General features: G+C 43.4%; 23 protein-coding genes. 22 read left to right on the forward strand and 1 reads right to left on the reverse strand.

The genetic code is table 11. The features are described 5' to 3' along the window. The first annotated feature begins 10 nt into the window (after positions 1-10). The gene (locus IEY48_RS11350; protein WP_188920368.1) at positions 11-664 is read left to right on the forward strand and encodes an HAD-IA family hydrolase; all 654 of its coding nucleotides are present in this window, start codon (positions 11-13) and stop codon (positions 662-664) included. A gap of 51 nt (positions 665-715) precedes the next feature. Here IEY48_RS11350 and IEY48_RS11355 read toward each other — a convergent pair whose 3' ends face one another. Continuing rightward, positions 716-1,318, reverse strand: a complete 603-nt coding sequence (locus IEY48_RS11355) for a Maf family protein (RefSeq protein WP_188920370.1) — start codon at positions 1,316-1,318, stop codon at positions 716-718. A gap of 249 nt (positions 1,319-1,567) precedes the next feature. Between IEY48_RS11355 and yceD the strand changes: the two genes are divergently transcribed. The 21 genes from yceD (at position 1,568) to IEY48_RS11460 (ending at position 24,827) form a co-directional block, all read left to right on the forward strand. Then, positions 1,568-2,092: a 23S rRNA accumulation protein YceD gene (gene yceD, locus IEY48_RS11360; RefSeq protein ID WP_188920372.1), complete on the forward strand. Its 525-nt coding sequence runs from the start codon at positions 1,568-1,570 to the stop codon at positions 2,090-2,092. A gap of 18 nt (positions 2,093-2,110) precedes the next feature. Next, positions 2,111-2,281: a 50S ribosomal protein L32 gene (gene rpmF / locus IEY48_RS11365; protein WP_011496728.1), complete on the forward strand. Its 171-nt coding sequence runs from the start codon at positions 2,111-2,113 to the stop codon at positions 2,279-2,281. A gap of 15 nt (positions 2,282-2,296) precedes the next feature. After that, positions 2,297-3,325 (forward strand): phosphate acyltransferase PlsX, encoded by a 1,029-nt coding sequence (gene plsX / locus IEY48_RS11370; RefSeq protein ID WP_188920374.1) that lies wholly within the window; start codon positions 2,297-2,299, stop codon positions 3,323-3,325. An 8-nt stretch (positions 3,326-3,333) separates the two neighbouring features. Further along, positions 3,334-4,293: a beta-ketoacyl-ACP synthase III gene (locus tag IEY48_RS11375; protein ID WP_188920376.1), complete on the forward strand. Its 960-nt coding sequence runs from the start codon at positions 3,334-3,336 to the stop codon at positions 4,291-4,293. Between the two features lie 30 nt (positions 4,294-4,323). Next, a complete protein-coding gene (fabD, locus tag IEY48_RS11380; protein WP_188920378.1) occupies positions 4,324-5,250 on the forward strand; it encodes an ACP S-malonyltransferase in 927 nt (308 codons plus the stop codon). Positions 5,251-5,260: 10 nt separating this feature from the next. Beyond that, positions 5,261-6,007 (forward strand): 3-oxoacyl-ACP reductase FabG, encoded by a 747-nt coding sequence (gene fabG, locus IEY48_RS11385; RefSeq protein ID WP_188920380.1) that lies wholly within the window; start codon positions 5,261-5,263, stop codon positions 6,005-6,007. A 163-nt stretch (positions 6,008-6,170) separates the two neighbouring features. Continuing rightward, on the forward strand, positions 6,171-6,404 hold the full coding sequence (gene acpP / locus IEY48_RS11390) for an acyl carrier protein (protein ID WP_011496723.1): 234 nt from the start codon (positions 6,171-6,173) through the stop codon (positions 6,402-6,404). Between the two features lie 163 nt (positions 6,405-6,567). Beyond that, positions 6,568-7,809: a beta-ketoacyl-ACP synthase II gene (fabF, locus tag IEY48_RS11395; RefSeq protein WP_188920382.1), complete on the forward strand. Its 1,242-nt coding sequence runs from the start codon at positions 6,568-6,570 to the stop codon at positions 7,807-7,809. A gap of 110 nt (positions 7,810-7,919) precedes the next feature. Further along, complete coding sequence (locus IEY48_RS11400; RefSeq protein ID WP_188920384.1) at positions 7,920-8,408, forward strand: acyl-CoA thioesterase; 489 nt, start codon at positions 7,920-7,922, stop codon at positions 8,406-8,408. A 14-nt stretch (positions 8,409-8,422) separates the two neighbouring features. Further along, positions 8,423-9,298, forward strand: a complete 876-nt coding sequence (locus IEY48_RS11405; protein WP_188920386.1) for an NAD(P)-dependent oxidoreductase — start codon at positions 8,423-8,425, stop codon at positions 9,296-9,298. A 421-nt stretch (positions 9,299-9,719) separates the two neighbouring features. Then, positions 9,720-10,052: a tetraheme c-type cytochrome CctA gene (gene cctA / locus IEY48_RS11410; protein ID WP_188920440.1), complete on the forward strand. Its 333-nt coding sequence runs from the start codon at positions 9,720-9,722 to the stop codon at positions 10,050-10,052. Between the two features lie 289 nt (positions 10,053-10,341). Next, positions 10,342-13,149, forward strand: coding sequence for a nitrate reductase (locus IEY48_RS11415; protein ID WP_188920388.1), 2,808 nt, complete (start codon positions 10,342-10,344; stop codon positions 13,147-13,149). After that, positions 13,149-14,006: a uroporphyrinogen-III C-methyltransferase gene (gene cobA / locus IEY48_RS11420; protein WP_188920391.1), complete on the forward strand. Its 858-nt coding sequence runs from the start codon at positions 13,149-13,151 to the stop codon at positions 14,004-14,006. The genes IEY48_RS11415 and cobA overlap by 1 nt, the downstream gene beginning before the upstream one ends. Then, positions 13,999-15,162, forward strand: coding sequence for a glycosyl transferase (locus IEY48_RS11425; protein WP_188920393.1), 1,164 nt, complete (start codon positions 13,999-14,001; stop codon positions 15,160-15,162). Before cobA ends, IEY48_RS11425 begins: the two co-directional genes overlap by 8 nt. Further along, a complete protein-coding gene (locus IEY48_RS11430; protein WP_188920394.1) occupies positions 15,150-15,863 on the forward strand; it encodes an ANTAR domain-containing response regulator in 714 nt (237 codons plus the stop codon). Before IEY48_RS11425 ends, IEY48_RS11430 begins: the two co-directional genes overlap by 13 nt. Positions 15,864-16,081: 218 nt before the next feature. Beyond that, a complete protein-coding gene (nirB, locus tag IEY48_RS11435; protein WP_188920396.1) occupies positions 16,082-18,682 on the forward strand; it encodes a nitrite reductase large subunit NirB in 2,601 nt (866 codons plus the stop codon). Beyond that, a complete protein-coding gene (gene nirD / locus IEY48_RS11440) occupies positions 18,679-19,005 on the forward strand; it encodes a nitrite reductase small subunit NirD (protein ID WP_188920398.1) in 327 nt (108 codons plus the stop codon). Before nirB ends, nirD begins: the two co-directional genes overlap by 4 nt. Before the next feature lie 11 nt (positions 19,006-19,016). Then, positions 19,017-20,483: a NarK family nitrate/nitrite MFS transporter gene (locus IEY48_RS11445; protein ID WP_188920400.1), complete on the forward strand. Its 1,467-nt coding sequence runs from the start codon at positions 19,017-19,019 to the stop codon at positions 20,481-20,483. 41 nt (positions 20,484-20,524) lie between these two features. Then, complete coding sequence (locus IEY48_RS11450) at positions 20,525-22,312, forward strand: bifunctional protein-serine/threonine kinase/phosphatase (protein WP_188920402.1); 1,788 nt, start codon at positions 20,525-20,527, stop codon at positions 22,310-22,312. 290 nt (positions 22,313-22,602) lie between these two features. Then, positions 22,603-23,139, forward strand: a complete 537-nt coding sequence (locus tag IEY48_RS11455) for a curlin (RefSeq protein WP_188920404.1) — start codon at positions 22,603-22,605, stop codon at positions 23,137-23,139. 20 nt (positions 23,140-23,159) lie between these two features. Next, positions 23,160-24,827, forward strand: a complete 1,668-nt coding sequence (locus IEY48_RS11460; protein ID WP_188920407.1) for a beta strand repeat-containing protein — start codon at positions 23,160-23,162, stop codon at positions 24,825-24,827. Positions 24,828-24,929: the final 102 nt, after the last annotated feature.

Raw genomic sequence — 24,929 nt, forward strand, 5'->3', positions numbered from 1 at the left:
AAATTAGGGCATGAGCGTGAACACAAACGATAAAGCATTTGAGTTAGTCATTTTTGATTGGGATGGCACCTTAATGGATACCGTAGGCAAAATTGTCTCTTGTATGCAAGGTGTCGCTCAGGAACTCAATTTACCTGTGCCAACAGAGCAGCAGGTTCGCGATGTCATTGGGTTATCTTTGCCTAACATCATGCCTATTTTGTTTAGCGAGCATCAAAACCCGCAACAGATTATTGATTGTTATCGCCGCCATCATTTAGCCAGCGAACACCCAACACCGCTTTTTGATGGTGTGGAGTTATTGGTTAAACAACTTCATGAGGCTGGCTATCTATTAGCCATTGCTACAGGTAAAGCTCGTGAAGGGTTAGATAAAGTGCTTGAGCTGACTGGATTGGACCAGTATTTTCATGCTTCTCGTTGTGCCAGTGACGCACAAAGTAAGCCACACCCTGAAATGCTCCATGCTTTGCTAAGTCATTTTGATGTGAGTGCCGATAAGGCGATAATGATTGGTGATTCGATTCATGACTTAACCATGGCTAATAATGCGCAAATGGCCAGTATTGGGGTGAGTTATGGCGCCCATGATGAATCGCGCTTACTCGGTTTAAAGCCTTTAGCTGTTGTTGATCAACCTAGCGCAATTCGTCATTATTTGTAAAACATTCTGAGCCTTCTCTATATAACTTGAAGGCGCTTATTTACCTTGAGATTATGTTATCTCTAACACATCCACTCCATGTTGCTGCAATAAATCAATCAGCTTAATTAGCGGTAATCCAATCAGTGTATTGGGATCATCACCTTCTAAACGGCTAAACAGGGCTATGCCTAATCCTTCGCTTTTAAAACTGCCTGCACAATATAAAGGTTGCTCTTTGTCGATGTAACTGCGGATCTGCGCTTGCGACAAGGTTTTAAAATGGACAGTAAAGGGCTCAACACACGACAGCATTTGTTGATTTTCGCTGTTGTAAACCGCAAGGCCAGTATAAAAAGTAATGGCTTGACCCGATGCTTCGGTGAGTTGTGCAATGGCGTTATCTACTGTGTGAGGTTTACCTATTATTGCACCATTGATCATTGCTACCTGATCTGAGCCTATAATCAGTTGGCTTGTCTTTGTGTCAGCAGTTAATTTAGCCCCAGCTAATGCTTTTTGCTCAGCTAAACGTCGTACTAATTGTTGAGCGCTTTCATTGTTGAGTGGCGATTCATCAATATCGGGACTGACGCAGTCAAAAGGGCACATTAATTTTTGCATTAATTGTTGTCGAAAAGGCGATGTCGAAGCGAGTATAAGTTTGTATTTCATCAGGTTTATTTATTTTTACTGTTTGTCATGAGCGATTATCTGTCAGTTTACTGTAATCAGTGAATCAAATGGAGTATTTTTCACCGAGTAATGCTTGTGTGATGGGGTTTGGTTCGGTAAAATTTGCCAACTTTCAAATTCAATGCCGGATAAAAGAGTACCTAAATTTTCAATGTTAGGTGAGGTTGCCGTATTTTTACGGAAATTTTCTTTGACTCCAGCGTTTTCAAACTATAATATGCGCGCCTTATGCAAACAGTAAAGATACCGGTTTCAATTGATCCTATACGCGCTGCCTCAAGCGGCCTTCGTTATGAAGGTTATGTGCCAGGTAAGCAACTAAAGCGATTAAGCGAGTTATGTGCCGGCGACTGTTCCGACGTAGTTGTGTCGTTGGAATGTGGCGTCGATTTACAGGGGATAGTCTACCTTCGCGGGAAGGCTGTGACGGAGCTCACTCTGCTATGTCAACGTTGCATGACACAATTTACTACTGAGGTTACGGTCGACTTTTGTTTTAGTCCTTGTCGGACTGAGGCAGAAATCGATGAGCTCCCGGATGCGTATGATCCAATTGAGTGTAATGAGATTGGTGAAGTACGTCTGCATCAATTGATTGAAGATGAATTGATAGTCGCTATGCCTATCATCCCTATGCATGAAGATACTGATTGCAGCCAGGGATCGAAAGATGTAGTTGTAGGCGAGATCGACCCCGCTCAAGAGGAGCGTCCAAATCCGTTTGCAGTGTTAGAAAAACTGAAGAGCAAGTAATCGTAGGAGACAGGTCAAATGGCTGTACAACAGAATAAAAAATCACGTTCAAAGCGCGGCATGCGTCGTTCACATGATGCATTGAGCACTGCTCAATTATCAGTTGACGCAACTAGCGGTGAATTACATCTACGTCACAACGTGACTGCTGATGGTTTCTACCGCGGTAAAAAGGTAATCAACAAGTAATTTGTTGACTATCTGATGACAAATCTGACGCTTGCGTTAGATGCGATGGGGGGCGATCATGGTCCCCACGTGACAGTGCCTGCAGCAATGCAGGCATTGAAATTTCATAGCACCCTCAAAATTATTTTGGTTGGTAATCAAACCGAAATACAAAAATATCTACCTGAAACTCCTTCTACTTATCTTGATCGCATCGAAATAATCCACACTACTGAAGTTGTCACCATGTGTGATAGGCCCGTTCATGCTTTGCGTTCGCGTAAAAACAGCTCAATGAGACTTGCGCTTGAATTAGTACGTGACGGAAAAGCGGCCGCCTGTGTGAGTGCAGGGAACACTGGCGCGTTAATGGCAATGGCTAAGGTGTTATTAAAAACCTTACCAGGCATTGATAGACCTGCGTTAGTGTCTTGTTTACCCGCAATGACGGGCAAGCCGGTTTATTTACTCGATTTAGGCGCAAATGTGTCTTGCGATTCAGAAGCCTTATTTCAATTTGCCATTATGGGATCAGTGTTATGTGAAGCTGTCCATAAAAAAGCACGCCCGAAAGTGGCATTATTGAATGTGGGCATTGAAGAGGTTAAAGGTAACGATCAAGTTCAACAAGCAGGTCAGTTGCTTCAGCATACTGATCAAATCAATTACATTGGTTTTGTTGAAGGCGATGAAATATATACCGGTAACGTGGATGTGATTGTCTGTGATGGTTTTGTGGGCAACATTACCCTAAAAACCTCTGAAGGCATTGCCAAGTTATTAGTGCATCAATTAAAGCGCGGTTTAAAAGACGGCTTTTTTGTTCGTTTACTCTCCAAACTCATCGCTCCACACATACAAGCTGTTCTCAGTAAGATGAACCCCGACCACTATAATGGTGCAAGTCTGATAGGATTGCGCGGAATAGTAGTAAAGAGTCATGGTAACGCGGATGAAGCTGCATTTTTACAAGCATTAAATTTAGCAGCAACAGAAGCAAAACGTCGTCTTCCTGAAATGATTAAAGATCGTTTGGAGTCGATTCTTTTAGACATCAATAGCTGATCTCATATATGCACACAAAAATTCTCGGAACGGGCAGCTATCTGCCTGTGCAAGTACGTAGCAATCAAGATCTCGAAAAAATGGTTGAAACCAATGACCAATGGATTGTTGATAGAACGGGTATCTCTGAGCGGCGAATCGCTGCTATAGATGAGTCGGTTGCAACCATGGGCCATCAAGCGGCATTAAAAGCACTTGAAATGGCCGGCATTGACGCGAGCGAGCTCGATATGATTGTTTGCGGCACAACCAGTGCAACCAATGCATTCCCCGCAGCTGCCTGCGAAATCCAAGCTTTACTAGGCGTTAAGAATATTCCTGCCTTTGATATTGCAGCTGCGTGTTCTGGTTTTGTCTATGCGTTGTCAGTTGCAGACCAGTTTGTGAAAAACGGTGCAGCTAAAAAAGTATTAGTCATAGGCGCAGATGTGCTGTCGCGCATGTGCGATCCTGCCGATCGAACAACCGTTATTCTATTTGGTGATGGTGCTGGCGCAGCCGTGATTGGTGCAAGCGATAGCCCAGGTATTATTGCAACCCATATTTATGCCGACGGCAGTCAAGGCGACTTATTAAAGTGCGCTTTTCCTCCTCGCTCAAGTGAAAGCTCTGAAGCAGTCAGTTTTATGACCATGAAAGGCAATGACGTATTTAAAGTTGCGGTGACGCAATTATCGAATGTGGTCACTGAAACCTTACGCCTCAATAATGTCGATAAATCTGAAATTGATTGGTTAGTGCCGCATCAAGCCAACTTCCGCATTATTAATGCCACCGCTAAAAAACTCAGCATGAGTTTAGATAAAGTGGTGCTTACTCTTGCCAAACACGGTAATACCTCTGCAGCTTCAGTGCCTATCGCGCTTGATGAAGCCGTACGAGATGGTCGTATTCAACGCGGACACCTATTATTACTCGAAGCCTTTGGTGGCGGTTTTGCCTGGGGCAGTGCGTTAATTCGTTTTTAATTATTCATTTATTTATACAGGTAAGCGTTTATGGAAAATGTTGCTTTTGTATTTCCTGGTCAAGGTTCTCAGGCCGTAGGAATGTTAGCTGAACTGGCACAATCTCATGAGATTATTGGGCAAACTTTTGCCGAGGCGAGTGACGCACTAGGCTACAATTTATGGGATCTTGTGGCAAATGGCCCTGCAGAAACCTTAAATGAAACAGACAAAACTCAACCAGCGTTATTAACCGCAAGTGTGGCTATTTGGCGCGCTTATCAAGCATCAAATAAGCCAATGCCTTCATTACTTGCAGGTCACAGCTTAGGTGAATACTCAGCGTTAGTGTGTGCGGGTGTGATTGAGTTTACTGACGCGGTTAAATTAGTTGAACTGCGCGGTAAATTAATGCAACAAGCTGTGCCAGCGGGTTCTGGCGCAATGTTTGCCATTATTGGTCTTGCGGATGATGCTATAGCAACTGCATGTGAAGAAGCTGCTGAAGGTGCCGTTGTGAGCCCTGTAAATTACAACAGCCCTGGACAAGTCGTGATTGCCGGTGAAAAAGCCGCAGTAGAACGTGCTGCCGCAGCGTGTAAAGCCGCTGGCGCTAAAATGGCTGTTGCCTTGCCTGTTAGTGTGCCGTCTCACTGTGCGTTAATGAAGCCCGCTGCTGATGAATTAGCCAAAGCGTTAATTGAAGTGACCTTCTCAGTGCCTAACATTAACGTAATTAATAATGTTGATGTGGCAATGCCCACTGAAGGCGAGGCGATTAAAGACGCATTAGTACGCCAATTATATTGTCCTGTGCGCTGGAGTGAGACGGTTGAGTTCATGGCGACACAAGGTGTTACAAATTTAGTTGAGTGCGGCCCGGGTAAAGTGTTAACGGGTTTAACAAAAAGAATTAATAAATCAATATCCGCTCAAGCAGTCAATGATGTTGCCTCATTTGCAGCATTAACCGAATAAAGGAGTTTTTATGAGCTTTAGCATCAGTTTAGACGGTAAGGTAGCGCTTGTTACCGGCGCCAGTCGTGGCATTGGCCGTGCAATTGCTGAATCGCTACAACAAGCTGGCGCAGTCGTCATTGGTACCGCTACCAGTGAAAAGGGCGCAGCAGCAATTCAACAATACTTAGGTGACAAAGGCTTTGGGATGGTGTTAAATGTCACTGATACTCAATCGGTTGCCGATTTATATAGCCAGATCAAAGAAAAAACGGGTGAAGTTGATATTCTCATCAACAACGCAGGTATTACCCGCGACAATTTAATGATGCGAATGAAAGACGATGAATGGCAAGACATTATCGACACAAACTTGACGTCGTTATTTAAATTGTCTAAACCAGTAATGCGATCTATGATGAAAAAACGTTTCGGACGTATTATCAGTATCGGTTCAGTAGTAGGTACAATGGGTAATGCTGGCCAAGTAAATTACTCGGCAGCAAAAGCTGGTTTGATTGGATTTACAAAATCTCTTGCAAGAGAGGTTGCATCTCGTCAAATAACAGTGAATGCTATTGCGCCTGGATTTATTCAGACAGATATGACAGATGAGCTGACACCGGAGCAGCAACAAGCTATTATGTCGCAAGTTCCGATGGAACGTTTAGGGCAAGCACAAGAAATTGCCAATGCAGTATTGTTTTTGGCCTCAGATTCAGCCGCTTACATCACAGGCGAAACATTGCATGTGAATGGCGGTATGTACATGGTTTAAGGGCGATAGGTAGGAAACTACCTTCATTTGAGTCAGGGTTAGTGATAATTCAATGTTAATTTTTGTGGTTAGACCACAAAATCTATGCTTGCATTGTTATCTAATTCGAATAAACTACTCGCAATCTTACGCAAGTGCGTAATTTGAATAGGAAAGAAAACTAATGAGCAACATCGAAGAACGTGTAAAGAAAATCATCATCGAACAACTTGGCGTTAAAGAAGAAGACGTTAAATCAGCTGCTTCTTTTGTAGACGATTTAGGCGCTGATTCTCTAGACACGGTTGAATTGGTTATGGCTCTAGAAGAAGAGTTTGATACCGAGATCCCTGACGAAGAAGCTGAAAAGATCACTACTGTTCAAGCAGCGATCGATTACGTTTCTAAGAATCAGTAATCAAGAATTCACATTAACAGGCGGCATTTATGCCGCCTGTTAATGTTTAAAGCATTTGTAAACGCTCGTTCCATTTAATTGCACTAGAATACCCCCCTTATATCTCTTTTTAGCGTTATCGCAATAATGGCATCGTGGCAGATTTTATTTAAAGGTGAATATCATGTCTAAACGTCGTGTCGTCATCACAGGTCTTGGGCTTGTGACTCCAGTAGGTAATGATGTCGAGTCTTCTTGGAATGCCTTATTGGCAGGTCAGAGTGGTATTGCGCCAATCACTAAGTTTGATGCCAGCGAATTTGGTACTCGTTTCAGTGGTTCGGTAAAAGATTTTGACGTCGAACAATATTTATCAAAAAAAGATGCGCGTAAAATGGATTTATTTATCCAATACGGCATGGCTGCTGGCATTCAAGCCGTTAAAGACTCAGGTCTTGATATGAGTCAAGAAAACCCATCGCGTGTTGGCACTGCAATTGGTGCAGGCATGGGCGGTATGTGGTTAATTGAACAAGGCCATTCAGCATTACTTAATGGTGGACCACGTAAAGTGTCACCATTTTTTGTACCAAGCACCATTATTAACATGATTGCCGGACATTTATCGATTATGTATGGCATGACTGGCCCTAACTTTGCTGTGACCACTGCTTGTACTACTGGGGTGCATAATATTGGTTTTGCTGCCCGCACAATTGCTTACGGCGATGCCGATGTGATGGTTGCTGGCGGTGCAGAAGATGTGACCAGCCCATTAGGCGTAGCCGGTTTTAGTGCCGCTAAAGCATTGTCGACACGCAATGATGATCCCACTGCAGCAAGCCGTCCATGGGACAAAGACCGTGACGGCTTTGTGATTGGCGATGGCGCAGGTGTGATTGTGATGGAAGAGTACGAACGTGCTAAAGCACGTGGTGCCAAAATTTACGGCGAATTAGTGGGCTTTGGCATGAGTGGCGATGCATTTCACATGACATCACCGCCAAGTGATGGCGCAGGTGCTGCCGCTGCAATGGTTAACGCGATTAACGATGCACAAATTCAAAAAGAGCAAGTGGGTTATATTAATGCCCATGGCACTTCAACTAATGCCGGTGATAAAGCGGAAGCTGCCGCGGTTAAAGCGGTCTTTGGTCCTCACGCTTATGATTTGTTAGTGAGCTCAACTAAGTCAATGACCGGGCATTTACTCGGCGCAGCAGGTGCTATTGAAGCCATCATTACCTTGCTTGCACTGCGCGACCAACATGTGCCGCCAACTATTAACTTAGATAACCCTGATGAAGGTTGCGACTTAGACTTTGTTGCGCACACCTCTCGTCGTCATCAATTTGATTACGCCTTATGTAACTCATTTGGATTTGGTGGCACAAACGGCTCGTTGTTGTTCAAAAAAGCTGATTAATGTACATCATTTAAAAAAAGCGCCTAGTGCGCTTTTTTTGTAAAAGTACTCAGTGTATCGTTGTCGATTTTAATGACGTGCGGTACACCATCGAATGAATTGGAGGCTTTATGGCCGGTAAAGATAGACAGCTTACATTGCGTTTTTTGGCCGAACCTGCAGATGTTAATTTCGGCGGTAAGGTGCACGGTGGTGCGGTAATGAAATGGATCGATTTAGCGGCTTATGCAGCGGCAGCCGGATGGAGTGGTAAGTATTGTATTACTGTTTATGCGGGCGGCATTCGTTTTGTTAAACCCATCCATGTGGGTAATATTGTTGAAGTGACGGGTAAAGTGATTTATACCGGTACAACATCAATGCATATTGGCATCGATGTTAAAGCGGGCGATCCTAAAGATTCAGAGCGTCATTTAACCACGCATTGTATTGTGATTATGGTCGCTGTCGATGATGATGGTAAACCGACGTCAGTACCTGAATGGATCCCAGCTAATGCCGATGACATTCGCTTACGCGATAGTGCATTACGCTTGATGGATATGCGCAAGCGTATTGGCGCAGAAATGGAAGCTCACGTTAAACCTTCAGTTGAATAAATAAGGAAAACATCATGGCCAAAGTCGCATTTATTGGTTTAGGCGTTATGGGGTACCCGATGGCAGGGCATTTAGTTAACAGTGGCCATGAGGTCACCGTCTACAATCGTACCGCCGCAAAAGCCGCTAAGTGGGTTGAGCAATATGGTGGTCAATCTGCCGCGACACCAAAAGATGCTGCGAAAGGCCAGGATATTGTGTTTACCTGTGTCGGTAATGATGATGACCTTCGCCAAGTGGTGTTGGGTGAACAAGGTGTGATTCACGGCATGCATGCAGGTTCAGTGTTGGTCGATCACACAACGGCTTCTGCGGATGTTGCTCGTGAGATAGCTGCGCATATTAAGCCACTTAATATTGCCTTTCTAGATGCGCCAGTGTCGGGTGGTCAAGCCGGGGCCGAAAATGGTGTGTTAACGGTGATGATGGGCGGCGAGCCTGCCGACTTTGATGGCGTTAAACCTGTGATTGCTGCGTACAGCCGCTGCGCCGAGCTTCTAGGGCCGGTGGGCTCAGGGCAACTGACCAAAATGGTTAATCAAATTTGTATTGCTGGCGTGGTTCAAGGTTTAGCAGAAGGGCTTCACTTTGCCAAAAGTGCCGGTTTAGATGGCCTTAAAGTGATTGAAGTTATCAGTAAAGGTGCAGCGCAAAGCTGGCAAATGGAAAATCGTTATCAAACTATGTGGCAAGGTAAATATGATTTTGGTTTTGCTATTGATTGGATGCGCAAAGATTTAGGTATTGCATTAGATGAAGCGCGTCGAAATGGCAGTCATTTGCCAGTGGCCGCATTAGTTGATCAGTTTTATTCTGAAGTACAATCGATGAAAGGTAACCGCTGGGACACATCGAGCCTACTCGCACGCCTCGAAAAGACACGCGATTAATACTAGTTATATTTGTCATCACTACTTTAGCCCCAATATGTTGGGGCTTTTTATTATGCTAATTTTGCTGCGTGAAATACTACACTAAACGAGCATATTTTACTCATCGTCGTTGTGTTTGATTGCAACGTTAACAATTCAACACTGCAAATTGGTTGCGGTTAACTTGAATTTATTGACGAAAAACCATCGAGTTACATGATGTAGCGCACATATTTGGGTGGATAAGACTGCTATTATTACCAAATCTAAATTAATTTTGCTTAAAGTTAATTGGTTAACTACTTTTATAACTCTATTGATATTGATTAATACTATCTATAAAAGTTGAGCTATTTTTAAGTAAAGTATCGTGCTGCTGTGCCTGTTCCGCATCGGTTAAAAAGAATGCGAACATACACACATAATGGAGGAATAAATGATGAGCAATAAACTACTTAGTGCTTTGTTTGCCGCTGGATTTGCTGTAATGATGTCTTCAGCATCATTCGCTGCTGATGAAAATCTTGCTGATTTTCACGTTGAAATGGGTGGCTGTGAAAGCTGTCACGCTGACGGCGAGCCATCAGCTGATGGAGAATTTGAGTTCGAACAATGTCAAAGTTGTCACGGCTCTCTTGAGGAAATGGACGCTACTCACCAAGCGCATGACGGCATGCTAATGTGTGCAGATTGTCACGCACCTCACGATGCCGTTGTAGGCGAAAAGCCAACTTGTGACACTTGTCATGATGATGGTCGTACCGCAGAATAATCTACAAGATTAAGTAGAAAATACCGACCTTAGCGTCGGTATTTTTATTTTTAACGAGTTAAAAATAGTCTCTCCTCAGTACTGGTATACCTCTTTGTAGGTATATAAATGCCATTATTTTCAAGTAGATACGCACTTTAGTTGTGCTGCCTTGCACTTTTGTTGCGCAAATGTTGGGGCAAACTCAATATTATATTTTCTAATTCTACGTTAAATCAGTAAGTTAATTTTTTGGCACAGCTTTCGCAGTACTAACATCAATAAATGATGAATGCGAAAGGGTCAAAGTATGTCAGTTATCCAATCAACTTGTGCTTATTGTGGTGTCGGATGCGGGGTTAGTGTGTCCTCAACTCAAGCTGATTGGGAAAATGTTGGACGCGCAAATTTAACGCTTACAGGTGACATTAACCATCCTGCCAACCATGGACATTTATGTGCTAAAGGTGAGCGACTCCTCGATAGTTTAGCCCAACCTAATGTGCTTCGGTATCCGATGTTACGCTCTGGAAAGCCGATAAATTGGGATGACGCAAGCAGCTTAATTGCCGATAAGTTTGCCAATACCATTGCCGAATTTGGCCCAGATTCAGTCGCACTGTACCTTTCTGGACAGCTACTTACTGAAGATTATTATGTCGCAAACAAATTTGCCAAAGGCTATTTAAAGACAGCTAACGTTGACACTAATTCACGCCTTTGTATGTCATCTGCGGTGAGTGCGATGCAGGGCAGCTTTGGTGAGGATGTAGTGCCAGGTTGTTACGATGATATTGAGCACGCAGACGTTATAGTATTGATTGGTGCAAATACAGCCTGGACCCACCCAGTATTGTTTCAACGCATTTTAGCGGCCCAAAAGGCTAATCACAGCCAGTTAGTGGTTATCGACCCCATTGCAACAGCAACAGCCAAACAAGCGGATATTCATTTAGCCATTAAACCAGGTGCAGATTTAGCCTTGTTTCATGGCTTGCTCGGCTTTTTAGCCGACAGTAACAGTGTCAATCATGACTTTATTGCTGCTCACACTCAGGGTTATAACGAGATTATTGAAAGCGCCCAGCAATTAAGTTGCAATCTAGCTAGCCTTGCTAAACAAGTTGGCGTGTCTTTAGCTGCATTAACTCTATTTTATCAGCTGTTTATTAATGACAATAAAGTGCTTACTGCTTCATGCCAAGGCGTTAATCAGTCGGTCATTGGTACTGAAATAACCCAAGCGATTATTCATTGTCATCTTGCGCTAGGCCACATCGGCCAGGCGGGATGCGGTTTTTTCTCACTGACAGGGCAACCCAATGCAATGGGTGGTCGTGAGGTGGGAGGCTTAGCAACACAATTGGCGTGTCATATGGGATTTTCTACGCCAGAACAACAATTATTAGCTAACTTCTGGCAAGTCGATGCCGTAGCAGACAAAAAAGGCTTAGCCGCCGTTGATATGTTTGATGCGCTTGCTGAAGGTAAAATAAAAGCCATTTGGATCATGGGGACTAATCCTGTGGTGTCATTGCCAAACAGTAATAAGATTGCTCAAGCATTGGCTGATTGCCCCTTTGTGGTGGTGTCAGAAATCACTCCAGATTCAGATACCGCAAAACTGGCAGATGTTTTATTACCTGCACAAGGGTGGTCGGAAAAGTGTGGCACAGTAACCAATAGTGAACGCACAATAAGCCGCCAACGTGGTTTTATCGTGCCAAAAGGCCAAAGTAAACCTGATTGGTGGGCGATAAGCCAGGTTGCACAAAAAATGGGTTTTCAGGGATTTGAATTTAAAACTAATGCCAGTGTGTTTAATGAATTTGCCCGTTTGTCTGCTCAAGTTAAGCAAACTTTTGCCGGTAAAGTATTCGACATCAGTGGATTAGCGAATTTAACCCAGCAAGAATATGATCATTTAGCTCCGACTCAATGGCCCATCGCTTCAGCAGAGCATATTGGCCAAACCGGTTTACGTTTATTTAGCCAAGGTATGTTTGCCACGCCAAGCGCTAAAGCGCAATTTATCGTACCTAGGGGCCTCAATACAGCAGAAACAACTGACACAGCAGAAACGACCGTATTACTCAATAGTGGCCGCAGTCGCGATCAATGGCATACCATGACGCGCACTGGTCATATTGCCAGCTTACGCGCGAGTATCCCAGAACCAATCATTCAACTTAACCCAAACAAGCTCGCCTCGTTATTATTATCAGACGGTGATTTAGTCCGTATTGACGCTATCAATGATATGCAAGCCAATCGTTCTGCACAAAATTGTACAGCACAAAAAAATACTGAGCAGAATAAGGCAACAGCCAGAGTCGTCGCCGATGAAGATATGCCTGCGAATATCGCTTTTATGTCAATGCATTGGTCGGCCCAGTTTTCATTGGGTAAAGGAGTTAACCAGGCTATTGATAACCGTGTCGATCCTTTATCACAACAACCTGGGTTTAAATGCCAACCGGTGAACTTAACGCGCATCGAACTGGCATTGCAGGGCGTGGTATTTGGGTTGCATGATCCCGCCGCAGACGGCCTATGCTGGCAAGTTGCACAAACCTTGTCTAGCGGAGTTTGTCATCATGTGGGCTTTAGTTACTCTGAAAAAAGCTTTACATATCAGGCAACGCCTCACTCATTGTCATGGTCATTTACCTACAATAATCAATGTTTTTATATTCAATGTAACATGGTTAAAAACAGTGTTACCGCGCTTAAAATCCTCTCTTCAAGCCAAATCGCATTGGCTCTAGAGCCGCTAAATGGATTTATTGGTAAACAACTAGACTCTGCATTTATAAAGCAGTTACACCAACAAATTCAAGCGGGTAATAGTCCACTCGTCTGTGCTTGTACTGGGGTGACTCAAGCACAAATCGCAGATGAGATTAACGCGCAATTTGATCAACAAATGTTTAATGACGGCCTGCAAAAGCTGAGCTTTGCCAACGCCTTGGATATTACTCAATCCACACTGGGTTGTGGTCGTCAATGCGGCAGCTGCAACAGTGAAGTAAAGCAGTGCGCGCAGTCACATTGGCAAGAGGCTTTATCGTATACCGATTATCAATACCCTAATGTAACAGAAGAGGATGTCGCCTAATGAATACCCTTGATGGATTAATCCAACGTGTTGAGCCTATTGGCGGCGACTCTGTTACCGCGTTACACCCTGGTGAAGTTGCCATTGTAGGTGCTGGATGTGGCCAGCTTGATTTAATGACGATTAAAGCGGCGCGCATTGTCGCCCAAGCTGATGCATTAGTGTACGACAGCTTAGTCAGCAGTGACATTTTGACTTTAGTCAGTAGTCATTGTCAGCGTCATTTTGTCGGCAAACGTTGCGGCCAGCCGAGCATTAAACAAGAAGACATTAACGCATTATTACTTAAGCTTGCTAAACAAGGCCGTAAAGTGGTGCGCCTAAAAGGTGGTGACCCGCATATTTTTGGCCGCGGAGCTGAAGAGGCGCTTTATTTAGCCGAGCACAATGTCAGATCGCAATTTATTGCCGGCGTTACAGCGGCGCTTGGGAGTGCATCGAGTACTGGGATCCCACTGACATTTCGCGGTATGGCGCGCAGCGTCACTTTAATTACTGGCACAAAAATGACGGATGCCGACAATGCTGGCGCTCCAACGCAATGGCAAGCATTATTAGCCGCTCAATCGACCCTGGTGTTTTATATGGGCAAAGAGCAAGCCAATCGCATTGCAACAGGGTTGCTCGAAGCCAATTGTCAGGGCTCATTGCCGGTGGCATTTATCACTAACGGCGGCCGCACGAATCAAATCATCACGTATGCAACGGTATCTTCAATGGCACATGCAGCAATGTCGATACGCGATGCGGGGCCAACATTGATTATTATCGGTGAGGTTGTCAGCGTCGGACAACAATTAGCCACGTTATTAACAGATATTGATAACTCAACTCAGTATGAGGCCATGTATGCCTAAAATAGGTGAGTTAACCTTAACCTCAGTGGCTGAATTTGACTTTAGATTACTGATCAAAGCCTTAGGTAAAGGTGAAAAAGGTTCACGCAGTTTAACGTTCGCCGAGGCAAGTTTGCTGATACAAGGCTTTGCGCAAGCTAAAGTGACGCCGGTGCAAATGGCCAGTGCGATGATGTTAATGCGGGTTCGCGGCGAAACGGTGGCAGAAGTTGCGGGTGTGGTCGCTGGGTTACGTCACACCATTGATATGGGGTGGAGCCAATTAAACGTTGAAATTGACTGGCCAGTATATGCCGGTAAACGTGAGCAATTACCCTGGTTATTATTGGTGGCAAAATTACTGGCTAATCATGGTGTCCGAGTCTTACTGCACGGAGATAGCCAAGCGTTACCGCATCGTCGACATGTTGAGTCATGTATTGATGCACTTGATATTGTGCGCTGTAAAGATCCATTAACCGCTAAATCTGAATTAGACCGTTCAGGCATAGTGTATGTGCGAGCCGGTGATATAGCACCAGTGCTCGATGAATGTCGTCAATTACACCAAGAGCTAGGATTACGCAGTTTAATTCAAATCGCTGTTCGTTGTATTAACCCGAGCAATGCGCCACTGAGCTTACGCAGTTATTTTCATCCAGGCATCGATAAAATTCATCAAGGCGTGAGCCAAATGTTATTTAAACAACACAGTTATCAACCGGGTGTAGTCGCCATTTTTAAAGGTTTGCAAGGCGAAACCGAACTGAATCCACGCGTAGAAACCTCAATGAGTATCGTTAATGGTTTACAAAGTGATATCGCAATGTCGAATGTCGATATTGCCACATTATTAACGGCTTTTTCTGGTGCAAAAGTCGGCCAGGCAGAGCTGTCTTCGCAAGCACTTGCACTGTTGTGGCACGAAATGACGCCTTTTGACAGCAAAGCGATGAAGGCATTGATGTCATGTTCGATGATTGAGCAAGCATTGAGCAGCGTACAAGCGACTTTGATGGCTATTTTATATTTATTACATTACAAATCAGAAGATTACATATCTGGTTTAACAGCAGAACAATTAAAAAAATTGAGTCTACAATATTGGTCTGCGCGATTAATCGTCACAGATAAAACGGATTCAATGGTTAATAAGGAGTGGTTATGCGCAGTTTAATTTTTTGTGACACTAGCTTTTCGGCGGTACCGGTTGCTGATTGCGACATAGCACAATATCAAGCCTGTTTAACCGCCTTTGGTCCTGTCACTATATTAACTTCAGTTACCAAAATTGAACAGCGTTTGCAGCAGCAACATTTTGATACCTTATTGGTGCTAACGGATTCTTTACAAGGTCATATTTTGGGGCTAATCCAACGTATTTTAGCCAGTAAGCCCTTAGTGATAATTGTTAACGCTAAAACATGGCAACAAACCGAACTGACTCATTTACTTGACTGTGGTCGCATCACATTTATACCTGAAATGTTAACGGTTAACCGGTTAACCAGCGTGGTGAGTTTAGCGCAAGCCCGTTTCAGTGCGGCAAGCAAAACGATTGCCGAATTCAAAAAACTAGATGAAGAAATTCGCGGCATAAAATTGCTTAGCCAAGCAAAGTTAATTGTAATGCAACAAGGTTTTGATGAAACAAAAGCACATCAAATTATTCAGCAACAAGCAATGCAAAAAGGCGTTACATTGGCGCAAATGTCAGCACAAATTATTGCCGTTGTGAGTCGCACGACACATTCAACAACACACTCAACAACCCAAGAAAAACAAGCTCATTCAGCAGTGAGCAAAAGTGGTGCGCCTCATTATGGTGCGGCTGCGTCTAAGGTGGACATGTCGGTCATGTCACACAAAGGTTGTTGATTGGTTTTTATATAGAAATCAAGATTTTATGTTTTACCTGTTGTTGGCATGGAGCCTGCAACAGCTTATTAAGATACTGAGTGAGGATAAGGGTTTACAGCCGTATATTCTTAAGCAGTAACATTTTACATTCGGATTGTAACTGGCAATGGCGCCAACTCTTTAAGTGGAGTTGGCGCCTTTTGTTTTTTACAGAATAAGGCGTGAAGGAGTTAGATATGGCAGTCTCAAAACCCAAATTAATGGTTGTTGGTAATGGCATGGTAGGTCATCACTTTATTGAGCAGGTGTGTAGTTTAGGGCTTAATAAAATATTTGATGTACATGTGTTTGGTGAAGAGCCTCGTCCTGCATATGACCGGGTACAGTTATCTAAATACTTTGAGACTGGCAGTGCTGATCCGTTAATGCTAACCAGTGCGCAGGATTATCAAGATTGGGGGATTTCCCTGCATTTAAATACGCAGATCACTGCGATTGATACGGCGAATAAAACCCTCACCAGTGCAAAAGGGCAAAGTTACGTATACGAACAATTGGTGTTGGCAACGGGTTCATTTCCTTTTGTGCCGCCGATTAACGGCAACGAACGCGATCAATGTTTGGTTTATCGTACCATTGAAGATTTACAGGCCATTCAAGCTGCTGCAGCAAACAGTAAAGTTGGAGTCGTTGTGGGTGGTGGATTGCTGGGGCTAGAAGCCGCCAATGCGATGAAACAACTGGGTGTTAAAACCCATGTTGTTGAGTTTGCGCCACAATTGATGCCCGTTCAGCTAAATGATAAAGCCGGTGAATTGCTGTGCAGTAAAATCGAAGAATTAGGTGTCAGTGTTCATACATCTAAAGCCACAACGGCAATTATTGATGGCGAAGCCGCATTGCACCGCATGACATTTAATGATGAGTCGTTTCTTGAAACTGACATGATTGTCTTTTCCGCCGGTATTCGCCCACAAGATCAGCTTGCAAGAGTGTCAAATATCAGCATCGGCGAACGAGGGGGGATTGAAATTGATAATTGGTGTTTAACCTCTGCACCGGATGTCTATGCCATTGGTGAATGTGCGTTATGGGAACAAAAAATCTTTGGTTTAGTGGCGCCGGGGTATCAAATGGCTCGAGTTGCTGCCTCTCATATTGCATCAAGCGTGTCTGATACCAAAGCCCAAACATTTACTGGTGCAGACATGAGCACCAAATTAAAGCTACTGGGTGTCGATGTAGCCGCGATTGGCGCAAGCAGAGGTTTTGACAATGCCCAATTCGTTGAACTGTCTGATAATCAGGCCGGCATTTACAAAAAACTCTGGTTAGATGAAAGCGGCACGTTATTAAAGGGGGCGGTGCTGATTGGCGACAACAGTGATTACAGCCGCCTACTTGATTTGTACTTATCGCAGGATGAAATTGCAGGCTCGGCAGTTGAACTATTGCTTGCTGGTGCTGAAGATGAGGCTGATTTAAAAGACACTTCTATTGTGTGTTCTTGTCACCAAGTGACGAAAGGCGACATTGTTGATGCGGTTAAAGCGGGCAGCCACAAAATGGCTGAGATTAAATCCTGTACTCGTGCAGCATCGGGATGTGGTGGTTGTGCGCCTGTCGTGCAAAAAATTATTGATCAGACTTTGCAAGCTGAAGGTGTGGATTTTAATGCCGGGATTTGTGCCCACTTTGAGCACGACAGACAAGCCTTGTACCACCTATGCCAAGTGGAAGGTATTAATGATTTTGACTCGCTAATGCGTCAACACGGCAAGCCTTCCGCCAGTGGCCACACGTATGGTTGCGATATTTGCAAACCCGCAGCGGCCTCTATTTTTGCCAGCTTACAAAACCAATATGTATTAAATCAAGACAGCGGCCATGTGCAACTGCAAGACACCAATGATGCGTATTTAGGCAATATTCAAAAAGACGGCACTTATTCTATTGTGCCACGGGTTGCTGGTGGCGAAATTACTCCTGCCAAGTTAATCGCAATGGGGCAAATTGCTCAGGACTATGATTTGTATACCAAGATTACTGGTGGCCAACGTATCGATATGTTTGGTGCAACCTTGTCACAATTACCTGAAATTTGGAAAAAGCTCATTGATGCAGGCTTTGAAACCGGCCATGCCTATGGCAAATCTCTGCGTACCGTTAAGTCTTGTGTGGGCAGTACCTGGTGCCGATATGGCGTGCAAGATGCGGTGGGTTTTGCCATCGATTTAGAAAATCGTTACAAGGGCTTACGCAGCCCGCATAAATTGAAGTTTGCCGTATCGGGTTGTACCCGTGAATGCGCCGAAGCACAAAGTAAAGACATCGGCGTAATCGCAACCGACAAAGGGTGGAACCTCTATGTTGCCGGTAATGGCGGCATGCGCCCACGTCATGGCGACTTATTTGCTACCGACTTATCTTCTGAAGCGCTTTATCAATACATCGACCGCATTTTGATGTTTTACGTCAAAACCGCAGACAAACTGCAGCGCACCTCTACCTGGATGGATTCATTAGAAGGCGGCTTGGCGTATTTAAAATCGGTGGTGATTGATGATGCATTAGGGATCAACTCAACCCTAGAACAACAAATGGATTTGATTGCTGCAACCTATCAATGTGAATGGAAAACCAGCCTCGAACAACCCGCATTCTTAGCGCGTTTTAATGAATTTGTTAATCCGAGTGATGCGCCAGTCGCTGACGCTAATGCATACCAACGTGTACGCGAACAGCGCTTTCCTAATATTAAAGATGCAGGTGCAGGCACCATTGCAATAAAAGATATTACCGAGCAACAAACCACGAAAGATGAGGTACTAGCATGAGCTGGATAAATGTGTGTAATGAAGCCAATTTACCATTAGGTACAGGTATAGCCGCGTGGGTTGCGGGCAATCCCGTTGCTATTTTTAATCTGGGTAGAGACGGTTTGTATGCCATCGATAATATTGATCCTGCAACTGGGGTAGGGTTATTGGCGCGTGGGTTAATTTGTGAAATGGAAGGGGAGTTGTGTGTGGCTTCGCCATTGTATAAACAACATTATCGTTTAACGACAGGTGTATGTATTGAAGACAATACCTTAATAGCCAGTCCATTTGATATTAAAACCGAACAAGGCCAGGTCCTTGTATTGGCTAAGGCATAGGGAGTATTGCTATGAGTGCTGAAAAATTTAAGCTGTTTTCTTTTAGCGGCAAAATGAAAGTTATGCATTTAAGCTGGATGGCCTTTTTTATCACCTTCGTTGTGTGGTTTAACGCCGCACCGTTGGTGAGTGTGATTGCTGACAGCTTGGGGCTGACCACCGCGCAAATTAAAACTTTGTTGATCCTCAATGTGGCATTAACGATTCCGGCGCGAATCATCATTGGGATGGTGACCGATAAATATGGTCCGCGTATTACGTATTCTGCACTCTTGGCGATTTGTTCAATCCCGTGCTTTATGTTTGCCGTTGCCGACTCATTTGAGCAGCTCGCATTAGCCCGCTTTTTAATTGGTTTTATTGGTGCAGGCTTTGTGATTGGTATCCGTATGGTCAGTGAATGGTTTCCAGCCAAAGAGTTAGGCACCGCAGAGGGCATTTACGGTGGTTGGGGTAACTTTGGCTCTGCCGCCGCGGCCTTTTCATTACCGGCAATTGCATTGACATTTGGTGGCCCTGATGGCTGGCGTTATGCCATTGGGTTAACAGGTTTAATGAGTTTACTATTTGCCTTTGTATATTATTTTAACGTAACAGATACTCCAAAGGGGTCGACCTATTTTAAGCCTAAAAAAGGCGGTGGTTTAGAAGTCACCAGTAAAAGTGATTTAGTGTTACTGATTGTCATGAAAGTGCCCATGTACGCAACGCTAGCCCTATTGGGCTGGAAGTTGTCGCCAGCGGGTGTCAGCATGTTTACCCAAGATGTCACAAACTTGATTTACGCCGGTTTAGTGTTTGTATTTTTAATTGATTTTTATCAAACCTATCAAGTTAATAAGCATCTTTTTTCTGTTGAAGTACCAGAGTTTGAGCGCTACGAGTTTAAACAGGTGGCTGTATTAAATGTGCTGTACTTTACCACCTTTGGTTCTGAGCTGGCTGTGGTGTCTATGCTGCCGCTATTTTTTGCCGAAACCTTTGCCTTAGGCATGGCGCAAGCAGGTATGGTGGCATCAAGCTATGCCTTTATGAACCTGATGTCTCGCCCTGGCGGTGGTTGGTTAAGTGATAAGTTTGGCCGTAAGACCACGCTATTGATTTTAACTGCAGGCTTAGCAATTGGGTATTTATCCGTCGCTCAAATAGACTCAAGCTGGTCACTTCCCCTTGCGGTAGTTGTGGTGATGGCATGTTCTTTCTTTGTTCAAGGCGGTGAGGGTGCAGTATTTGCGGCCGTGCCACTCATTAAGCGCCGTTTGACGGGCCAAATTGCCGGTATGACAGGCGCGTACGGAAATGTTGGCGCAGTGTTTTTCTTAACGGTATATTCAATGGTATCGACGCAAACGTTCTTCTATGTGATTGCAGTGAGTGCCGTATTTGGTTTTATTACCTTATTTTTTATGAATGAGCCTAAAGGTCATATCGCCGAAGTGAATGAAGACGGCGAAGTCACCTTAATAAGCGTCAGTTAGGCGAACCGTTCGAGTGGGATCGTTATTACAGCAGGAAACCTATGCCTCTTAAGTTAGATACACATGCCAGCCCTGTGATAGATGACACGCTGCCTTTTGCAACCAGCTTGCAATTGGTAGTGGGGCAAGCCTCTGAAAAAGGTCGTAAATCGCAAAACGAAGATGCGATAGGGATCCGCATCCCCAGTGGCGTTTCCCTGATGACTAAAGGGATTGTGAGTGTTATCAGCGACGGTGTCAGTACGGCAGAGGGAGGCGCACAAGCTTCAGCCATTAGCGTGAGTAATTTTTTAGCTGATTATTATTCCACCCCTGATAGCTGGAGTGTGCAAACTTCGAGCGCCAAAGTATTAACTGCATTAAACCGTTGGCTTTATGGGTTAGGGCAAGATTATCGTGATGCTCGGCGAGGTTATGTGTGTACCTTTAGTACATTAGTATTTAAGTCATGCACTGTGCACATGTTACATGTGGGTGATTCACGTATTTATCGTTTTCGCCGCGCAGAATTAAGCCAATTAACCCATGACCACAGCACAAAAATAAACGCATCACATCAATATCTAACCCGCGCATTGGGGATGGACGTTAAACTCGATGTTGATTACAAAGCGCTGAGTGTCGAGCAAGATGATCTGTATTTATTAACCACAGACGGTATACACGATCAATTGACAGAGTTTGAATTACAACAAAAATTAGCCGCTTTTTGTCAGCAGCACCCTCAATTATCAGATGAACTGTGCGAACAGTTTTGCCAATTATTAATAAAAAAAGCCTATGATTTAGGCAGTAAAGACAACCTCAGCGCGCAACTTTTGTGTGTTAGTCACTTACCGAAACAAGCCATTGATGATGTATATCTAAGCTTATCTAAACGGCCATTTCCGCCTCCCCTGGGTGTAGGGATGAAGCTTGATGGTTATCGAGTCACCCACATTATTCATCAATCGCAACGTAGCCAGGTGTATCGTGTTGAGAATGATCAGCAACAAGCATTTTGCATGAAAACCCCATCAGTTAATTACATTGATGACGCGGCCTACATTGAACGTTTTATGCTTGAAAGCTGGATTGGTCAACGGATCAACAGTGCCCATGTGGTTAACGTGGTTGAACAACATAAACCTAAATCGGCATTGTATTATTTGACTGAATTCCTTCCTGGGGTGAGCTTGGCGCAATGGTTGGTTCAGCATAAAAGAGCCCCGGTAGAAGAGGTTCTATTACTGCTAAAACAAATCGAATTAGGTGTAAGGGCATTTCATCGCCGAGAAACACTACATCAAGATTTAAAACCCGATAATATTTTTATTACCCGTGATGGCGTGGTTAAAATTATCGATTTTGGTTCATGCTTTATCAAAGGTGTTGCTGAAATCAGTACCCCATTAACCCGAGACCATATTTTAGGTACCGCCGATTACACCGCTCCCGAGGTCATATTAGGTTATCAAGCAGACGGTAGAGCCGACTTATTTTCATTAGCGGTGATTGCCTATGAAATGTTAGCCGGTGAGTTACCTTTTAATGGTAAATTGGCTAAATGTAATACCAGACAAGCTTTTTTACGCCTAGAATATGTTAATGCTCATAAACTTAATCCCATGGTGCCCACCTGGATTGATGATGCTTTAAAAAAAGCCTTAAACATTGAACCTAATCTTCGCCAAGCTGACACGTGCGAACTTATCCACCAATTAACTACCGCCAGCGCTCATCAACGCCCGCAACATTTTGTCCCTCTTATTAGCCGTAACCCCGTCAGGTTTTGGCAAGTCACCTCGATAGTCCTATTCTTGGCATTAATGACCAGCTTATTGGTTTAAGCAATCTCATATAAGCCAAGATTAAAATCGTTTATTTTGTCTGTAAACCCCAAACTATTAAGAGTTTACATTGTTAGCACTATTTAATTCTTTGTTAATATTATCTATTTTTATAGTCGTAGTAAAAAGGTAGGGGGTGCCTAAGCTTTTAGCCAAAATGTCTATTATCGTTTAATACTGTGGAGTGATGTTTTATTGTCGTTGAAGTGTCATAGTTTTGACACTATCAAAGGAAAAAGGTTTTGAAAAACTATTGATGATAGTGATTCCAAAACACAAGGGGTTTAAGCATGACCTTCAAAAAGCGTACAAAGCAAAATCATTTTACGGTTATGGCAGCCACAATTGCATTAACAGTGTGCGCTTTATCCTTTCCAAGCTTGAGCCAAGATATAAGTGAAATTGATGAATTAATGACTATTGGGAATATTGCTAATATCAATCAAGTGGGTGATGAGCTTGGCCTTAGTTTAACTCAACAAGGTGTTAATAATCGTTATATATCGACTCAATCAGGTTTTAATAATCAAATTCTCGCGCTACAGCAGGGTACAAATAATTATGCCATTGCTAATCAATCGGGAAGTGATATTGAAGCTCATATTCTTCAAGCTGGTTTTAATAATGTTCTGTTACTTAATCAATTTGGTTCAAGTTTGATGGTTGATGTTGATCAAATTGGAGCGGATAACCTAGCTGTTGTAAATCAAACCGGTAATGAAAATGCGATTTGGATCCAGCAGTACGGTTCCGGAAATGCTGTAGGCGTGACCCAATGGGGAGTATCACAACATGTTGTTGTAACCCAGGGAAACTTATCTAACTAAGAGTAAAGGGAAATACGAAGATGAAATATTCTAAATTAGCGTTATTAGTCTCGGCTGCATTATTGGTTTCAGCAGGGGCTTATGCAAGTGATGACAATGAAGCCGATGTGAGCCAAATTGGTACAGGCAATATTGCCAATGTCACGCAACAACTAAATAGTGACAATAATGATGCAACGATTAGTCAAGAAGGTGCTACAAATACGGCTTCTGTAACCCAAGCGGACACTTCAAATACTGAAGCATTTGTTACTCAACGTGGTAATGTAAATGAGGGCCATATTAATCAGCATAATACCACTCAAACAGCTACAGCTACTATTGATACAGATGGTAATAATAATATCGCAAATATTGAGCAACAATTTTATAATGGTGACAATGCTTCTGCCTTAGTGATGCAAGTTGGTGATAGTAACAATGCTAACATTATGCAAGAAAATGGTGATGGAGCAAATTCAACCATTTATCAATATGGTGAGGGTGACACAGCAGAGATCAATAATTATGTGTCTGATTATTCTAATGCAACTATCACTCAACATTTAGGCACAGGTAATAATGCGTATATTAATCAAGATGCATCAGACTCTGCAGTTGCTGAAATAACTCAGACAGGGGCTGGTAACGACGGTGATATTTATCAAAAAACTTTAAATTTCGGTGAGATAGGTAGCGACACTACGATAGCAGTATTAACTCAAACCAATGATGGTAACCGAGGTTATATTTCACAAACAGCTCTAGCTAGTGACGCCACAATAAACCAAAATGGTAACTCGAACGAAGCCGAAGTTTATCAAAGTGATGTAAATAACACTGCAAATGTTCAACAACTTGGTAATGAGGATGATGCTTTCGTTTATCAAACAGGCCAATATGGAACCGTTAATGTTAATCAGATGGGAAACACTGGTAGCTTAGCGACGGTAAATCAAGGTGGTGTTAATAATAATGCGATGATTGACCAAGTTGGCACGAGCTTAACGGCCACAGTAAACCAATCAGATTTTGATAACTTAGCCGACGTCGGTCAATCAAATATTGATAATACTGTAACTGTTTCTCAAAGCGGATCAGCATCTGGTTCTGGTAATAGTGCAACTGTTAGCCAAGCGGGTGATGGCGATAGTGCGACGATAGTTCAAGTTGGCAACTTGAATAATGCTATTGTTGAACAAGATTCAGGTAGTTATGGTAACATAATAACCATTTCACAGACTGGTTATAATAACTATGCGGGCGCATCAACAGAGGTTGGAGATAATAGTTCTATTACAGTTGTCCAGCAAGGTGATAACAACTCTGTAGGTAATTTATCCGGTTCGGCTAATTATTATGGTGCTAATGTTGGCGCGGGCACATTTGGTTCAGATAACATACTTACTATCGATCAGATTGGTAATGATAATAAAGCTTACGCTGACTCTTCAGATATTTCATCCGTGGTTGATATTGACCAAAATGGCGATACCAATACCGCGGTTGCAGAGTCTTGGCTTGGTACGGACAATGATATTATGATTTCTCAAACTGGCACATTACATAATGCAGATGTTTTTGTGAATGGTGCAGGTGGTAACATGGTCTCAATTACCCAAACAGATATGCATAATACTGCTAACGTTACTTCAATAGGCTCAGGTAATACAGCCACTATTGTACAAGGAACTGTGCTTTTACCCTAGTACAAAAGTATACCAAAGGGTGCGCAAGCACCCTTTTGGCTAATTGTCATGCAAAAGTCGTCTTGCTAAGCTGAATACATCACTTGCCGTTTATTTCAACTT

The sequence above is a fragment of the Shewanella saliphila genome, assembly GCF_014648295.1.
Classification (GTDB): Bacteria; Pseudomonadota; Gammaproteobacteria; order Enterobacterales; family Shewanellaceae; genus Shewanella; species Shewanella saliphila.